Origin of the sequence: Stenotrophomonas sp. OVS01A, from assembly GCF_019969775.1 — a bacterium.
Taxonomy (GTDB): Bacteria; Pseudomonadota; Gammaproteobacteria; order Xanthomonadales; family Xanthomonadaceae; genus Stenotrophomonas; species Stenotrophomonas indicatrix.
The window spans coordinates 1,380,080-1,396,805 of record NZ_JAHXYV010000001.1; the positions used below are offsets into that span (position 1 = coordinate 1,380,080).

Annotated in this window: 15 protein-coding genes; all 15 read right to left on the reverse strand. The window is 66.1% G+C overall.

All coding sequences use genetic code 11. The features are described from left to right. Positions 1–21 precede the first annotated feature (21 nt). Positions 22–1,440 (reverse strand): flagellar filament capping protein FliD, encoded by a 1,419-nt coding sequence (gene fliD / locus LC407_RS06585; RefSeq protein WP_025879006.1) that lies wholly within the window; start codon positions 1,438–1,440, stop codon positions 22–24. 443 nt (positions 1,441–1,883) lie between these two features. Continuing rightward, positions 1,884–3,104, reverse strand: coding sequence for a flagellin (locus tag LC407_RS06590; RefSeq protein WP_100436245.1), 1,221 nt, complete (start codon positions 3,102–3,104; stop codon positions 1,884–1,886). 86 nt (positions 3,105–3,190) lie between these two features. Next, positions 3,191–4,357 carry a flagellin gene (locus LC407_RS06595; RefSeq protein ID WP_105164009.1) on the reverse strand — a complete coding sequence of 389 codons (1,167 nt, stop codon included), beginning with the start codon at positions 4,355–4,357 and terminating at the stop codon, positions 3,191–3,193. 72 nt (positions 4,358–4,429) lie between these two features. After that, positions 4,430–5,650 (reverse strand): flagellin, encoded by a 1,221-nt coding sequence (locus tag LC407_RS06600; protein ID WP_025879099.1) that lies wholly within the window; start codon positions 5,648–5,650, stop codon positions 4,430–4,432. A 471-nt stretch (positions 5,651–6,121) separates the two neighbouring features. Further along, the gene (gene flgL / locus LC407_RS06605) at positions 6,122–7,324 is read right to left on the reverse strand and encodes a flagellar hook-associated protein FlgL (RefSeq protein ID WP_033831049.1); all 1,203 of its coding nucleotides are present in this window, start codon (positions 7,322–7,324) and stop codon (positions 6,122–6,124) included. Further along, positions 7,321–9,201 (reverse strand): flagellar hook-associated protein FlgK, encoded by a 1,881-nt coding sequence (gene flgK, locus LC407_RS06610; protein ID WP_032974829.1) that lies wholly within the window; start codon positions 9,199–9,201, stop codon positions 7,321–7,323. The genes flgL and flgK overlap by 4 nt, the downstream gene beginning before the upstream one ends. Before the next feature lie 8 nt (positions 9,202–9,209). Further along, on the reverse strand, positions 9,210–10,403 hold the full coding sequence (gene flgJ / locus LC407_RS06615) for a flagellar assembly peptidoglycan hydrolase FlgJ (RefSeq protein WP_223482444.1): 1,194 nt from the start codon (positions 10,401–10,403) through the stop codon (positions 9,210–9,212). 1 nt (position 10,404) lies between these two features. After that, positions 10,405–11,541, reverse strand: coding sequence for a flagellar basal body P-ring protein FlgI (locus LC407_RS06620; protein WP_032952134.1), 1,137 nt, complete (start codon positions 11,539–11,541; stop codon positions 10,405–10,407). Positions 11,542–11,549: 8 nt separating this feature from the next. After that, a complete protein-coding gene (flgH, locus tag LC407_RS06625) occupies positions 11,550–12,242 on the reverse strand; it encodes a flagellar basal body L-ring protein FlgH (protein ID WP_025879104.1) in 693 nt (230 codons plus the stop codon). A gap of 22 nt (positions 12,243–12,264) precedes the next feature. Beyond that, complete coding sequence (flgG, locus tag LC407_RS06630; RefSeq protein ID WP_025879105.1) at positions 12,265–13,050, reverse strand: flagellar basal-body rod protein FlgG; 786 nt, start codon at positions 13,048–13,050, stop codon at positions 12,265–12,267. 103 nt (positions 13,051–13,153) lie between these two features. Then, a complete protein-coding gene (locus tag LC407_RS06635) occupies positions 13,154–13,903 on the reverse strand; it encodes a flagellar basal body rod protein FlgF (RefSeq protein WP_025879106.1) in 750 nt (249 codons plus the stop codon). Positions 13,904–13,935: 32 nt separating this feature from the next. Further along, positions 13,936–15,159, reverse strand: coding sequence for a flagellar hook protein FlgE (gene flgE / locus LC407_RS06640; protein WP_223482445.1), 1,224 nt, complete (start codon positions 15,157–15,159; stop codon positions 13,936–13,938). 32 nt (positions 15,160–15,191) lie between these two features. Beyond that, positions 15,192–15,875 carry a flagellar hook capping FlgD N-terminal domain-containing protein gene (locus tag LC407_RS06645; protein WP_025879108.1) on the reverse strand — a complete coding sequence of 228 codons (684 nt, stop codon included), beginning with the start codon at positions 15,873–15,875 and terminating at the stop codon, positions 15,192–15,194. A 23-nt stretch (positions 15,876–15,898) separates the two neighbouring features. After that, positions 15,899–16,306 (reverse strand): flagellar basal body rod protein FlgC, encoded by a 408-nt coding sequence (flgC, locus tag LC407_RS06650; protein ID WP_025879109.1) that lies wholly within the window; start codon positions 16,304–16,306, stop codon positions 15,899–15,901. A 3-nt stretch (positions 16,307–16,309) separates the two neighbouring features. Next, a complete protein-coding gene (gene flgB, locus LC407_RS06655) occupies positions 16,310–16,705 on the reverse strand; it encodes a flagellar basal body rod protein FlgB (RefSeq protein ID WP_025879110.1) in 396 nt (131 codons plus the stop codon). Positions 16,706–16,726 lie beyond the last annotated feature (21 nt).

Genomic DNA, 16,726 nt, shown 5'->3' on the forward strand with positions numbered 1-16,726 from the left:
TTGAGCGCCGTGCGTGCTTCCTCAGCGGTTCAACTGGGCCAGCTGCTGCTGCAGGGCGGTGTTGCTCTGCTGCAGCTTGCCCATCAGGCTGTCCAATGCCACGAACTGCTTCTTGTAACGGGCCTCGACACCGACCATGCGCGCGTCCAGGTCCTTGCGGCGCTTGTCGATGTTGTCCAGCGTGGTGTTCAGCCCCTTGGTGCGGGCGACGAAGGCGCCTTCCTTGCCAACCGTGGTGCTGACGTAGCCGTCCACCAGTGAATACAGCCGGCCGGCACCGCCGGTATCGCCGGTGACCGCCTGGCGGATCTTCTCCGGCTGCGCGGCGAGGGCTGCGGCGAACTTGGTGCTGTCCAGCACCAGGGTGCCATCGGCATTGGGATAGCCGCGGGTCTGCAGGCCCAGTGCCTTGGCATCCAGCTGGTCGCCTGCCAGGTCCTTGAGCACACCGGACATCGTCGAACGCAGCTGGGCGATCGCACCCCGCATCTGCGCATCGCCGGTCAGCGCGGCGGCTTCCTTGGTCTTCGGGTCGTACTTGGTTTCGGTGTTGATCGCCGCGACGGCCGCGTTGTAGGCGGTGACGAACTCCTGCATCACCTTGGTTGCGGCCGTGGTGTCGGTGCTGATGACGACCGTGCTCAGGCCCGGCACCTTCAGGTTCAGGGTCAGGCCTGGCACCGCGTCGGTCACGGTGTTGCTGGCACTCACCACTTCCACGCCGTCAATGGTCAGCAGCGCATCCTTGGCGGGGCTGTTTTCCTTCAGGCTGCCGACCAGCGCGCCCAGCTTGGGATCGCTGCCGGCGTATTCCAGCTTGATCGCGCTGGCCGCGCCGGTCTTTTCCTGGGCGATGGACAGGTACTGGTTGTCGCCGGAGCTGATCAGCGTGGCCTGCACGCCTTCCTTGCGGCCGGCGGCGTCGATCTTGTTGCGGACGGTGGTAAGTGTGTCGCCTTCCTCCACCTGCACGTTCATCGTCTTGGCCTTGTCACCCACGCCGACGGTAAGCGTCAAGGTTCCGGCACCGAAGGTATCGGTCTTGGGAACCGACGTGTCGGCAATCAGCTTGTGCGCCGACGCCAGGTTCTTCACCTCGACCTTGTGGGTACCGTTGGCTGCGGCCGCCTTGCTGGTACCGAGGTCGTACAGCGCCACCGATGCCGTCAGCACATCCTCGGTATTGCCTGGCTGTGCTTTGCCGGAGGCGGTTACCGTGCGGGTGTCGAAGGCGGTGGTGGCCTTCAATGCGGTCAGGGCGGTCTTCAGCTTGTCGAAGGCCGAGGTGACCGTGCCGAGCGACGACAGCTGCATCTTGGTCTTGGACTGCTGCAGGTTCAGCGCATTGTCGGCCGGCTTGCGGTCCGCTGCGACCAGCTGGTTGACGATGCTGGAGATGTCCAGCCCTGAGCCAATGCCACCGTATCCAAAGTCTGCCACGTCGTTTCTCCTGGTATACGGGCCTGGCCGTCGTGCAGCGGCCCGTCGTCAACGAAAATAGCGGCCTGTGCCGCTGGGTCTTGAGGACTTCGTTGATGCATGCGCCGTGCCACTGGCCGGTGGGGCGGTTCTGGCACGCCGGTTGCAGGAGGTCTGGGGCAGGGCGCGGGTGGGTTCACCGCGGGCTGCCGGGGGTCTGTAAAAAACCCTCCCCCAATGCAGGGGAGGGATCAGGCTACTGACAATCGGGGGGAGACGAAGCCGCCCGGTACGTACAGTCAACATGCACAACGCTGAAAGAGAGGTCCGCAGGGGCGGGCGATGCCAAGCCGGTTCGGGAAGCTTCCCGGGCCGGGCATGGCCGGCACCTGAGTACGCCGTGGCTGTCGGGTTGCCGCTACCGTCGGTTGAACCCGACGGTAGCGGCGCCTTCTTGCCGTGGATCAGCGCAGCAGGCTGAGCACGCCCTGCGGCACCTGGTTGGCCTGGGCCAGCATGGCCGTACCGGCCTGCTGCAGGATCTGGGTGCGGGTCAGCTCAGCGGTTTCCTTGGCGAAGTCGGTGTCCTTGATGCGGCTGCGCGACGCCGACAGGTTCTCCGAGGAGGTCTGCAGGTTGGCAACGACCGAGGTGAAGCGGTTCTGGATCGCGCCGAGGTCGGCGCGGGTGCTGTTGATCGCACCCAGGGCCTTGTCGACCACTTCCATTGCCTGCTGTGCACCCTTCACGGTGGACACGTCGATCTTGTCGGCAAAGCTCTTGGCACCTGCGGTGGTGCTGGCGGCGATGTCGGCCGGGCCAGCGGCAACGCCGGTCCAGGTGCCGGTTTCCACGGCGATGCCGAGGAAGGCGCCGTTCTTGTCGACGCTGTCCTTGACCGAGCTCAGGTTGATCTTGCCGCCGCCGGCGGTGTCGATCTCGGCCAGCACGCCGGTCTCACCGATCTTGGCATTGATCGCAGCAACCATCGCCTTGGTGGCGGCGTCCTGGGTCTTGGTGCCGTCTGCACCGCCCTGTGCGGCGATGTCGATGCCATCGATGGCCACCGCTGCGCCCGAGGCGTTGGTGATGGTCATGCCGGCGACCTTCAGGCCCGTCGTGCCGTCAGCCGGCGCGCCTACGGTGAAGGTCACGGCGTCGAACTGCGCACCGCCCAAGGCGTTGGCCTTGGCATCGATAGTCTTGTCGATGGCGATGGCCTGGCCGGCGTTGGCGCCGACCTGGAACAGCTGGCTGGAGAACGAACCGTCCAGCAGCTTGGTGCCGTTGAAGTCCGACTGCTTGGCGACGCGGTCGATTTCCGAAACCAGCTGGGTCACTTCGGCCTGCAGTGCCTTGCGGTCGCTGGCCGAGTTGGTGGCGTTGGAGGCCTGCACCGACAGCTCGCGGACGCGCTGCAGGTTGTTGCCGATTTCGGTCAGCGAACCTTCGGCGACCTGGGCCAGCGAAATGCCGTCGTTGGCATTGCGGATGGCCACGTCGGTGCCGCGGATCTGGGTGCCGAAGCGCTCGGAGATCGCCAGGCCGGCCGCATCGTCCTTGGCGCTGTTGATGCGCGAACCGGAGGACAGGCGCTGGATGGTGGTAGCGAGCGAGCTGCCGCTGGTGCTCAGGTTGCGCTGAGCATTCAGGGACATGGTGTTGGTGTTGATGACTTGTGCCATGGTGCTTTTCCTTTGGCGAAGGTGGAACGTATTTCAGGAACCGGGCGGCAGCTCGGCCGCCGCCCGGTGGTCGATCAAGGAGCGGATCAGCGCAGCAGGCTGAGCACGCCCTGCGGCACCTGGTTGGCCTGGGCCAGCATGGCCGTACCGGCCTGCTGCAGGATCTGGGTGCGGGTCAGCTCAGCGGTTTCCTTGGCGAAGTCGGTGTCCTTGATGCGGCTGCGCGACGCCGACAGGTTTTCCGACGAGGTCTGCAGGTTGGCCACCACCGAGGTGAAGCGGTTCTGCACGGCACCGAGGTCGGCGCGGGTGCTGTTGATCGCGCCGAGTGCCTTGTCGACCACTTCCATCGCCTGCTGTGCACCCTTCACGGTGGACACATCGATCTTGTCGGCGTACTGCTTGGCCGGCACGGTCGTATTGCCGGCAACGGTCACGCCACCGGTGGAAGCCAGCTGTACCAGAGTGCCGTCTGCCTTGACGCTGTCCTTGACCGAGGTCAGGGTCAGTGCGCCGGTAGCATCGGCCTCGGCCAGGATGCCGGTTTCGCCGATCTTGGCGTTGATGTGGGTCGCCAGCGCCTTGCCTGCACCAGCGGCATCGGTGTTCTCGACCTTCAGTGCATCGAAGGTGACCGTGCCCTGAGCGCTGGTCAGGGTAAAGGTTGCGATGTCAGCGGTGGTGGCCGGGGTACCGGACAGGGTCGGAGCAGCAATGGTACCGGTGACGAACTGTGCGCCACCCAGGGCATTGGCCTTGGCATCGATGGTCTTGTCGATGGCAATCGCCTGACCGGCGTTGGCGCCGACCTGGAACAGCTGGCTAGAGAACGAGCCGTCCAGCAGCTTGGTGCCGTTGAAGTCCGACTGCTTGGCGACGCGGTCGATTTCCGAAACCAGCTGGGTCACTTCGGCCTGCAGCGCCTTGCGGTCGCTGGCCGAGTTGGTGGCGTTGGAGGCCTGCACCGACAGCTCGCGGACGCGCTGCAGGTTGTTGCCGATTTCGGTCAGCGAACCTTCGGCGACCTGTGCCAGCGAGATGCCGTCGTTGGCATTGCGGATGGCCACGTCGGTGCCGCGGATCTGGGTGCCGAAGCGCTCGGAGATCGCCAGACCGGCCGCATCGTCCTTGGCACTGTTGATGCGCGAACCGGAGGACAGGCGCTGGATGGTGGTGGCCAGCGAGCTGCCGCTGGTGCTCAGGTTACGCTGAGCATTCAACGACATCGTGTTGGTGTTGATTACTTGTGCCATGAGGAGAGGTCCTTGAGCGGTTGCACGTGAGTTGGGTTAGACGCCCCCGACGTGCCCCGGGGGCGGCTCATGTCAGCGCTGCAACAGGCTGAGCACGTTCTGCGGTACCTGGTTTGCCTGGGCCAGCATGGCCGTACCGGCCTGCTGCAGGATCTGGGTGCGGGTCAGCTCGGCGGTTTCCTTGGCGAAGTCGGTATCGCGGATGCGGCTGCGCGATGCGGACAGGTTCTCCGAGGAGGTCTGCAGGTTGGCGACCACCGAGGTGAAGCGGTTCTGGATCGCGCCGAGGTCGGCGCGCACGCTGTTGACCGATTCGAGGGCCTTGTCGACGATGGACATCGCCTTCTGTGCGCCTTCGGCCGTGGTGACGTTCAGGTCCTTGACGAAGCTGGCCGTTGCACCGGTCAGCGTGCCGCCGTTGGTGCTGGTCTCGGTCAGGCCCAGGCCGGCGATGGTGGCGGCGGTGGCGCCGGCCGGCGGGGTCGCCGCGCTGACACCCAGAGCGAAGGTCTGGCCGTCCTTGACCGAGGCCAGGCTGACCACGCCGGCGTTGACGGAGGCGACCACGCCGGTTTCGCCCAGCTTGTTGTTGATCGCGGCCGCGGTGGCCGAGGTGATCGATTCGCCTGCCTTCACGGTGAAGTCGCTGACGGTGACCGTGGTGGCGGCGCCGCCCGGCGGGGTCACCGAGATCTGCAGGCCGGAGTAGGTGGTATCAGCGGTGGCCTTGTCGGCTGCAGCCAGGCTGGTGCCGGTGTAGACGTTGGCGAAGCTGGCCGCGCCCAGCGAATCGGCCTTGGCGTTGACCACGCTGTTGATGGCGATGGCCTGGCCGGCGTTGGCGCCCACCTGGAACAGCTGGCTGGTGAACGAACCGTCCAGCAGCTTGGTGCCGTTGAAGTCGGCCTGCTTGGCGACGCGGTCGATTTCGCTGACCAGCTGGGTCACTTCAGCCTGCAGCGCCTTGCGGTCGCTGGCCGAGTTGGTGGCGTTGGAGGCCTGCACGCCCAGTTCGCGGATGCGCTGCAGGTTGTTGCCCACTTCGTTCAGCGAGCCCTCGGCCACCTGGGCCAGCGAGATGCCGTCGTTGGCGTTGCGGATGGCCACGTCCAGACCACGGATCTGGGTGGTGAAGCGCTCGCTGATGGCCAGGCCGGCGGCGTCGTCCTTCGCGCTGTTGATGCGCAGGCCGGACGAGAGGCGCTGGATGGTGGTGGCGAGCGAGCTGCCGCTGGTGCTCAGGTTGCGCTGAGCGTTGAGCGACATCGTATTGGTGTTGATTACCTGTGCCATGGGGTCGTCTCCTCTTATGTGGAACCCGTTGGTGAATGAAACGAAGCGCCGCCTGATTTTTTTGTTTGGCTGTGTGCTTCGCCGTTGCCAAATGAATAACGGCGCTTTGTCAACAACCTTTAGCCGGGAATTTCGTTGCAACCGAATTTCGTCGCTGAAAGCTGTTTTTCCGGGGATTTCCGCCCTGGAAAAGCGTCAAGGCCACCCCTGGTAGGGGCGGTCGGGTATGCCCAACCCACGCTGATGAAGGTATCGGCGGGGGCCGGCTGGGCTTGATGGGCGATCTCGGAACATCCGCCGGGCATGGCCCGGCGCTACCAGGGCCAACCCTTCGGAACATCTGCCGGGCATGGCCAACCTTTCGGTAGCGCCGGGCCATGCCCGGCGAGCGCAGCGGTACATGACCGCCGAAACGAAAAAGGCCGCGATGCAGGGCATCGCGGCCTTGGGCTCCAGCGCTGGCGCGTGGAATCAGCGGATCTTGTTGAACAGCGACATCGACTGCATCTGCGAGAACAGCGTCTGTGCCGCCTGCAGCGCGGTGCTTTCCAGCTGGTACTGGCTCAACGCATCGGCGTAGTCCAGGTCGCGCATCTCCGACAGCGTGGTCTTCAGCGTCACGCCGTTGGCCTCACGCATCTCCGCCGCGTTGTCCAGCGCCTTCAGCTGCGCGCCACCGGCAGCGCGCGAATCGATCATCCGTTCCGCCGCGCGGCCGACATCACGCAATGCGCTCTGCAGCTCGTTCTGCTGCGCGGCCATCTTCGCTGGGGTACCGGTATCGGCATCCAGTGCGGCAATCAGCTTGTCCATGGTGCCGAAGATGTCGCGGCTGCTGGCGGCCTGCACGTTGAAGCTGTCACCTGTTGCTGGCGCGCCAGCGATCTGCAGGCGAACGCCATTGATCTCCAGTTCGCTGCCGGCCTTGTAGGTGCCGGTGCCGGTTACGTTGCCGGCGCCGTCCAGCACTTCGTACTGATCGGCTGCGGTGAAGCGCACGCTGAACGATTGCCCGTTCCAGCTGTCGCTGCCATCACGGGTGATATTGGTCAGCACGCCGTTGCCGGCGTTGCCTGCCGCTGCGCTGCCATCGACGAAGCCATCGCCGGTGGGGATGCGCAGGAAGATCTCGCTGCCGGGCAGGGCGTCGCGCACGTAGGTATCCGGGCCGACTTCCACCTGGCGCTGGGTCTGGTCGCCGCGATAGACAACCTTGCCGTCAATCTTGGCGAACGGCGGATCGCTGTCGTTGGTGCCGCCGAACACGTAGCGGCCGGTGCCGTCGCTGCTGTTGGCCAGCGACAGCAGGCCCTCGCGGATCTGGTTCAACTCGGTGATCAGGGTCTTCTTGTCGGGCGCACTCAAGGCGGGATTGCTGGCCTGGATGGTCAGATCGTTGACGCGCGCCATCAGGTCGTTGACCTGGGCCAGGGTGTTTTCCTGCACGCCCAGGCGGTTCTGCACGTTGTTGCCATTGAGCTTCATGCGTTCCAGTGCGGCCAGGCTGCGGTCCAGGCCCACCGCAGCGCCTGCGGCGACCGGATCGTCCTTGGCGCTGACGATCTTGCTGCCGGTGGCGATCTGCTGTTCCAGGTGGCTGAGTTTGGCCTGCTTGGCCATCATCAGCGCTACCGACTGGCTGTACATCATTCCGGTGGAGATGCGGTTGCTCATCGGCGCACGGCTCCCAGGATGGTCTGGAACATGGAATCGGCGGTGGAGATCAGCTGCGAGGCGGCCTGGTAGGCCTGTTGCAGGCGCAGCATGTCGGCCGCTTCCTCATCGAGGTTGACGCCGGACACTTCGTCACGCGCTGCCTGTGCCTGGTCGGCGATCACCTGCTGCGCCCCCAGCGAATACTCCGCCGAACGCGCTGCTGCACCGACCTGGGTGGTCAGCCCGCCCAATGCGCCGCCCAGGGTCACCGTGCCGGCGTTGAACGCCTTGGCCGATTCCACCTTGGACAGCTTGGTGGCATTGCTGTTGTCCGACGAGCCGGCCGGAGTCGGGGTGATGTTGAAGGTGTCGCCATTCTTCGGCACGCCATCGAGCACGAAGCTCCAGCCGTTGGCGCTGATGGTCTGCCCGGGCGTATAGGTCTGCGGCGGGCCGCCATCGATGGTGTAGGTGGTGGCCGAGGTGAACACGATCGCAGCAGGATTGCGCAGGTTGGCGTTGGCCGCATCGGTCACGGTCACGCCGCTCAGCTTGCCGGTGCCGGTGTTGGCCAGTGCGGCAGCGCCCTTGATGGCGGCGGCCGCGGCAATGCGCGACGGATCGGTGATCGCCATCTCCAGGCTGCCAGCCACGCCAGCTGTCGGCTGCAGCAGGAAGCGGTCGTTGGCCGCCGGGGTGCCGCCCACCACCAGCTTCACGCCGTTGATGATCAACGGGTCGGCAGCGGTACCGGTGCCGGTCAGCGGCACGCTGGCGCCGGTGTCGGCGCGGCTGGCGGCCCAGTTGCTGCCATCGAACTTGAGCACGATGTTCTGTGCTTCCAGCTTGCCGAGGTCGCCATAACTGGCGGTGATCGCGCCGGTGCCGGTGTTGCCGGCATTGCCGGTGACACGCGGCGTGCCGATGTTGAAGAAGTCGCCGCCCATCTGTCCGTACAGATCCACGCCCTGGCGATGGGTGCTGTTGAACGTCTCGGCCAGGCCCACAGCCAGCTTGCCCAGTTCGGCCTGGGCCGGGGTCAGCACGGTGTCGCGGAACTCGAGCAGGCCGCCGATCTGGCCGCCCACGGCCTTCGGGTCCAGGGTGATGGTGCCGCCCTGGGTCTGCAGCGCAAGCTGCAGGCGCTCGGGCTGGTACGGGTCGGCCACCGTGGTGACCTTCGATGCGGTGGTACCCACCACCAGCGCCTGGCCGCCGGCGGTGTAGACGTTCATGATGCCGCCGTCCTGGATCACCGCGGTGCCGCCGGTGTAGCCCACCAGCTGCGAGATCAGCTGGTCGCGGCGGTCCAGCAGGTCGGGCGCGGCGTTGGCGATGTTGGTGCCGATGGCACCGTTGATCTGCGCGATCTCCGACGCCAGCCGGTTGACTTCGGTGGCACCGGCCATCAATCCATTGTTGACCTCGCCATTGAGGTTGTTCAGGTGGGTGTTGAGCTGGCTGAAGCGGTTGGCCAGGGCCTTGGCGCCATCGAGCATGTTCTGCCGGTCGGCAGTACCCGCTGCGTTGGAGGACAGGCCGCTGACGGTATCAAAGAAGTTCGACCAGACCCCGGCCACGTTGGTGGCCGCGTCGGAGAACAGGGCATTGACCCGGTCGGCCATGCCCGAGAGCTGCTTCAGGCGTGCCAGTTCGCCGCCGCTGTCGAGCAGGCGCGAGATCGCCAGCTGGTCGGCGGCGCGGCGGATGTCGACGATGCGGGTGCCGTTGCCAACGTCACCATAGCCGTAGTTCTGCGGGGTGGCGGTGGCGAAGTCGACCTTCTGCCGGCTGTAGCCGGGAGTGTTGAGGTTGGCCACGTTGTGGCTGGTGGTGGCCAACGCACGCTGGAAGGCGAGCAGGGCACTGGTACCGGTGGAAAGTACGCTGGACATGGGGTTCCTCAACGACGGGTGATACCCAGCGCCGCGGTTGCGGTGCTGGCGAAGGTCTGGCCGATGCGTGAGCCGGCGTCGGCCACGGCGGCCACGGCGCGCTCGATGGTCGGGCCGCCGGCGATCGCGGCGATCTTGGCCGCGTAGCGCGGGTCGGTGGCGTAGCCGGCGCGTTGCAGCCCGCGCGCGAAGCCCTGCACATCGGTGCCGGCCTGCAGCGCCTGCTGGTAGCGCGGGCTGGTCTTCAGCAGGCGCACGTAGTCGGCAAAGCTCTCTGCAGGCGAGGTGTAGGCGCGGAAGCTGGCGGTCTCGTTGCGGCGCACGCCATCGACATACTCATGGGTGCCGGCGGTAGCGCTCTGGCCCTTCCAGCCGGTGGCCTTGATGCCGAACAGGTTGTGCGAGGTGCTGCCATCGGCATGCTTGATCTGGCGCTTGCCCCAGCCGGTTTCCAGCGCTGCCTGGGCAACCAGGGCGCGCGCGTCCACGCCCAGTTCCTTGGCCGCGCTCTGTGCGTGCTGCCAGATGCTGGCGACGAAGCCTTCCGGGGTGTGCGCGCCCAACTGGGCGACGGCGGTGCGCGTGGCCAGTGCATCGACCGGGGTGCCGCTGCTGCCGCGGTTGCTGGCGGTCGGTGCCCACTGGTCGCTGGCAGCGGCCCAATCGGCGCCACCGATGGCACCGGCATAGGGATCGTCGGTACCCAGCGAACGGTGCATGCCGCTGCTTTCCCGGCCCGCAATCAGGTCCAGCGCCTGCTCCATCGGGGCGACGGAGGACTGCGCGCCATCCTGCACACCGGCCGCCATCTGCTGCAGCATGCGCACGGCCTGGCCGGCGTCCTGCAGCGGCAGCGACGGCGCCGCCGGCGCATTGAGCTGGTAGGCGCGGCTGGCCTTGGCCGGGTCCACCCGGGTATCCAGCGCCGGGCCATCGGCCTGCGCGCCGGACAACTGGCGGGTGATCATGCTCGACAGGCCCAGGCCCTTGCCGCGGGTCATCGCCTCGGCGATCTTCTGGTCGTACATCTCCCGGAACATCTTGTTTTCACCCGGGAACAGCGAATCGCCGAAGCTGGCGTCACGCATGCTCTTGACCAGCATCTGCGCGAACTGGCCTTCAAGCTGGCGCGCGACCTTGTCGATCTTGGCCGGGTCGTTCTGCTGGGCCGGGCTGAGTTCGAATGCGGGAGTGATGCGCATGTCAGATCACCTCGAGCTCGGCGCTCAGGGCGCCGGCCTGCTTCAGTGCTTCCAGGATCGCGATCAGGTCACCCGGTGCCGCGCCAACGGCGTTCACCGCATGCACGATCTCGTCCAGGGTGGTGCCGCCGTTGAACTTGAACATCCGGCTGCCATCGTTGGTGGCGGTGATGGTCGACTGCGGCGTGGCCACGGTCTGGCCACCGGCAAAGGCGTTGGGCTGGCTGACGTTGGTGTTTTCCTGGATGGTCACCGTCAACGAGCCATGCGAGATCGCGGCCGGGCCGACACGCACCTGCTGGCCGATGACCACGGTGCCGGTACGCGAGTTGACCACTACCTTGGCCGGTGCAGCGCCCGGGGTCAGTTCCAGGTTTTCGATACGGGCCAGCAGGCCGATGCGCGCACCGGCATCGGTGGGCGCACGCACGGCAACGGTGCCGCCGTCCACGGCACGCGCCGAACCCTCGCCGAAGGCATTGTTGAGCGCACCCACCATCCGCGAGATGGTGGTGAAGTCGCTGTTGTGCAGGTTCAGGGTGATCTCGCCGCTGGCGCCGAACACATCGGGCAGGGCGCGCTCAACGGTCGCACCGTTGGGGATGCGGCCGACGCTGGGCACGTTCACCGAGACGCGCGAACCGTCCTTGCCCTGTGCACCGAAGCCGCCCACGATCAGGTTGCCCTGGGCAATCGCGTAGACCTGGCCGTCGGCACCGCGCAACGGCGCCATCAGCAGCGAGCCACCGCGCAGCGACACGGCGTTGCCGATCGAGGACACGGTGATGTCGATCGGCTGGCCGGGCTTGGCGAACGGCGGCAGTTCGGCGTGGATTGCCACTGCCGCCACGTTCTTCAGCTGCGGGTTGACGTTGGCCGGTACGTTGACGCCCAGCTCGCCCAGCAGGTTCTTCAGGCTCTGCACGGTGAAGGGCGCCTGGCTGGTGCGGTCGCCGCTGCCATCCAGGCCGACCACCAGGCCGTAACCCACCAGTGCATTGCCGCGCACGCCACCCACCTGGGCCAGGTCCTTGATGCGCTCGGCGCTGGCGGGTGCAGCCACCGCAAAGACCATGAACACGGCACAGTAGAGCGACGCTGCGCGTCGCTGCCAGGAAGAAGAGAAGGAGAGTTTCATGGCCATACTCAGAACGGCGTCAGGCCGGAGTTGAAGAAGCGGCTCAGCCAACCCATCGCGTTGGACTGCGCGACAGGGCCGCGGCCGCCATAGACGATGCGCGCTTCGGCCACGCGGCTGGAAGGCACGGTGTTGTCCGCGCTGATGTCGCCGGGGCGCACGATGCCCTGTACCTGCACCAGCTCATCACCCTGGTTCAGGCGCAGGTTCTTCTGCCCCTGCACCACCAGGTTGCCGTTGGGCAGGCGCTGCACCACCGTCACGGTCACGTTGCCCTGCAGGCGGTTGCTCTGCGCGCTGTTGCCCTTGCCGGTGAAATCGCGTGCGCCCTTGGCCGTTGCACTCAGGATGTCCTTGCCGCCCAGGGTGACCGGTGCGCCGAGAATCGACGGCGTGCCGAGGCTCAGGTTCGATTCCTTGTTGGTGGCGGTGTTGGCGCTGGTCTGCGCGGTGGTGTTTTCCAGCAGGGTGATGGTCAGCAGGTCGCCGACATCGCGCGCACGGCGGTCCGAATACAGCTGCAGGGTCGGGCCGGCGGCGTAGATCGCGCCGGCGGTCGGTTCGGCCTGCGGCGGCATGATCGGCTGCAACGGCGCCATCGTCGGATAGGGGCGCACGTCGCCAGCGATCACGCAGCCGCCGAGCAGGGCAGCCACGGCGCAGGCGAGGGCAGTACGGGCGAAGGAAGAAAGGGGCGACATGGCAGTTTCCCGGTGAGGGCGGTCAGAGCTTGTTGCTGAGGTAGCCGAGCATCGAGTCGGTGGTCGAGATCGCCTTGGCGTTCATTTCGTAAGCGCGCTGGGTTTCGATCATCGACACCAGCTCTTCCACCACGTTGACGTTGCTGCCTTCCAGCGCACCCTGCACCACGGTGCCCAGGCCGTTCAGGCCGGGATTGCCGTTCTGCGCCGGTCCGGAGGCGGTGGTTTCCAGGAACAGGTTTTCACCACGTGCCTGCAGGCCCGCCGGATTGACGAAGTCGGTAAGGGTCAATGCACCGACTTCCACCGATGCCGCGCCGTCGGCCATCTTCACGCTGATGGTGCCGTCGGTACCGATGGTCACCGACTGCGCGCCTTCGGGAATCTGGATGCCCGGCTGCACCGGGTAGCCGCTGTTGGTGACCAGCTCGCTGTCCTGGTTGATCTTGAACGAGCCGTCGCGGGTGTAGGCCGAGCTGCCGTCGGGCATCTGCACTTCGAAGAAGCCGCGGCCGTTGACCATCACGTCAAGCGCGCGGCCGGTCTGCTGCTGGCTGCCCTGCTCGAAGTTCTTGGCGGTGGCCACCACGCGCACGCCGGTGCCGATCTGCAGGCCGGTGGGCAGCTGGGTCTGTGCCGAAGAGGAACCGCCGGGCTGGCGCACCTGCTGGTACAACAGGTCCTCGAAGCTGGCGCGGTCCTGCTTGAAGCCGGTGGTGTTGGTGTTGGCGAGGTTGTTGGAAACCACCGACATGCGCATCTGCTGCGCATCCAGTCCGGTTTTCGCGATCCACAATGCCTGGTTCATCTTCGGAGTCCTGTCTGGGTGAAGCCGGCCGCGCGGTGCGGCCCATGGGGTAGGGAGTGCAAGCGGCGTGCCAGCACCGGCGCGGGCCGGTGCCGGAATTCCGTCAGCTGCCCAGGCGCAACAGGCTGTTGGCGCTGCGCGCGTTGTCATCGCCGTGCTTGATCACCTGCACCTGCATTTCGTACTGGCGCTGCAGCTGGATCATCTGCACCAGCGCGCCGGCGGCATCGACGTTGCTGCCTTCCAGCTGGCCGCTGTGCACCGCCGTGCCCTGCGCCTGGGCGAACGGCTGCAGCGGATCGGTATTGCGGAACAGGCCATCCAGGCCGCGTTCGAGGCGATCATCCGGCGCCTGCACCACCTTGATCCGGCCGATCATCGCCATCGTCTGCGGGCCTTCGCCCTGCGGGATGATCGAGATCGTGCCGTCGTTGCCGATCTCCATCGCCTGGTAGGGCGGAATCGCGATCGGGTTGTTGTTGTCGTCCAGCACCGGACGGCCGCTGGAGGTCACCAGCTGGCCGTTCGGGGTCACCGACAGCGCGGCGCCACGGGTGTAGGCCTCGCTGCCATCGGTGGACTGCACGGCAAGCCAGGTGCCGGTCTGCAACGACAGGTCCAGCGGCTTGCCGGTGATGTGCTGCGCGCCGGCCGTGCGGTTGAAGCCCGCATCGACATGCAGTGCATCCACCCGCGAGGCAAAGCCCGGGCCACGGATCGGGAAGGCTTCGGTGTTGGCCAGCGCTTCCTTGAAGCCGGGGGTGTCCGAGTTGGCGAGGTTGTGGCTGAGCGTTCCCTGCGCCTGCAGGGAGGCGCGGGCACCGGTCATCGCCACGTAAAGGGCTTTATCCATGCGGGGAGTTCCGTGACAGGGTCAGCAGGTCATCAACGGATGTTGATGACGGTCTGGGTGATCTGGTCCTGGGTCGTGATCATCTGCGCGTTGGCCTGGAAGTTGCGCTGCGCGGTGATCATGTTGACCAGCTGTTCGGTCAGGTCGACGGTGGAGGATTCCAGCGAACCGGCCTGGATCTTGCCGAGGTTGGAGGTGTCGGCGGCGCCGGTGCGCGGCGTGCCCGAATCGAAGGTCTCCACCCACAGGTTGTTGCCCTTCTGTTCCAGGCCCTGCGGATTGTTGAAGCTGGTCAGTGCAACCTGGCCCAGCGGCTTGTCGTCGCCGTTGGAATAGCGGGCGAACACCACGCCGGTTTCCGAAACGGTGATCTCGTTGAGCTTGCCGGCCGCGTAGCCATCCTGCTGGGTGTTGCGCAGGGCGAACTTCTCGCCGTACTGGGTCGAGCCGCTCACATCCAGCGTCATGTTCAGCACGCCGGCGCCGGTGGTCGGGGTGAAGGTGCCCAGGCTGATCTTGCCGTTGGCCGGCGCGGTCAGCTTGCCGGCGTTGTCGAAGGTCAGCGGGGTGGGCGTACCGGCCGGCTGGCCATCGACGTAGTTGTGCACCGTCCAGGCGTTGGTGGCCGCTTCCTTGACGAAGTAGGACACCTGGGTGTGGCTGACGCCCAGCGAGTCATACACGGTGATGCCGCCGCTGGAGTGGCTGTAGCTGTTGGAGTTGGTGGGGTCGAAGGGGGTCACCGTCGGTTGCTTGGCGTTGCCGGGCAGGGTGAAGCCGACCTTGACCTCGCTGGTCTGCTTGGGCGGGCTGTCGGTGGTCAGCAGCTGCAGATCGACCAGGCGGCCGGCGTCGAAGTTGGTGCCGTCGGCGTTCGGAGCGAACACCTGCAGGCGTGCGCCCTGCGGGTTGACCACGTAGCCGGCGGCGTCGGTCTGGAAGTTGCCGGCGCGCGAGTACACGCGTGCACCGTTCATGTTCATGGTGAAGAAGCCCTCACCGGAAATGGCCATGTCCAGGCTGCGGCCGGTCTGCTCGTTGTTGCCCTGGATGAACTGCTGGGCCACGTTGGAGACGCGCACGCCCGAACCGATCGCGTTCTTGGACAGGCCGTAGCTGGTGGCGGCAAACAGGTCGGCGAATTCCGCACGCGACTGCTTGAAGCCGGTGGTGTTGACGTTGGCCACGTTGTTGGCGGTGACGCTCAGGTCCGAGTTGGCAGCGTTGATGCCGGACAGGGAAATGTTGAAGCCCATGGGATGCTCCTGTTGGATGCGGTAGGTGCGGCTCAGCTGACGCGGAGCACGTAGTCGAGAGGGGCCGTGCCCAGGCCCTTGAGGTTCAGGTAGAGGCCGTCGGAACCGACGGTCACGCTTTCCACCGGTGCCTGCACGAAGGTGGACAGCTTGGTGCTCTTGCCGGTGGTGTCGACGTGGTTGGCGACGATGTTGTACTTGCCCGGCTCCATGCGCTTGCCGTTGGCATCCTTGCCATCCCAGGTGAACGCGGTCTCGCCGGCGGCCTTGGCTTCAACGCTGATCGAGGTGACCTTGGCGCCGTTGGCGTCGGTGACGTCCACGGTGACGATGCCGGCGGCCGGCGCGGCAACCGTGCCCTCCACCGAACCTTCCTTCTCCAGCACCAGCTTTTCCGACGGCACCAGCACCTGGTGGCCGACCAGGGCGGCGCCACGCAGCACCTGGTCGCTGGCCATCGACTCCTGGAAGCCCTTCACCGACTTGTTCAGATCGGTGATGCCCTGCACGGTCGACATCTGCGCCATCTGCGAGACCATCTGCGTGTTGTCCATCGGCTTCAGCGGGTCCTGATGCTGCAGCTGCTCGGTCATCAGGCGCAGGAAGTCGGCCTGGTCCAGCGTGTTCTTCTTCTTGGTGGCGTTGCTGTTGGGGGCGTTCAGGCCGAGTGCGGCGTAGACGTCCTGGTTGCTCTGGTTGTTGACGGCAGTGGTCATGGCGGTGTCCGGTGCAGCGGGCCTCAGCGGCCCATGGTCAGGGTGGCCAGGGCCAGTTCCTTGGCGGTGGTCAACATCTCTACGCCGGCCTGGTAATTGCGCGAGGTCGAGATCAGGTTGACCATCTGCGCCACCGGATCGACGTCGGGCTGGTAGATGTAGCCATCGCCGTCGGCCAGCGGATGGCCCGGCTCGTAGCGCTTGATCGGCGCCGCGTTGCTCTGGGTGATCTCCTTGACCTGCACCGAGGTGATGTTCGGATCGGTCTTGCTGGTCACCGCCTGGAAGATCGGTTCCAGCGGCTTGTACACCGCGTCGGCCGAGCCGGCGATGCTGTCAGCGTTGGACAGGTTGGAGGCGATGGTGCTCATGCGCACCGACTGCGCCTGCAGCGCGGAGCCGGCGATATCGAAGATCGGCAGGTTGCTCATGGCTTATTGCCCCGTGATCGCGGTGAGCATGGAACGCACCTTGCTTTCGACGAAGCTCAGCGAAGCGCGGTATTCCAGTGCAGCGCGGCCATAGGCGGCGCGTTCGGCATCGGGGTCGACGGTGTTGCCGTCGATGCTGGGCTGTACGCCCTCGCGGGCCACCTGGAACGGGTTGAGGCCACTACCGATTTCGTAGTGCTGCTCGTTGGTGGTGGTCATCAGGCCGTTGGCATCCAGCCCCTGCGCATGGCGAAGGGCCGAATCGAAGTCCAGGTCCTGGGCCTTGTAGCCGGGGGTGTCGGCATTGCCGAGGTTGCTGGCGATCAGCTTCATGCGCTGTTCGCGCAACGGCATTGCCTGGGCATGGACGCCCAGGTAGTCGGTAATCAGGTTGCGCACGGTGCACTCCCACGGGAACGT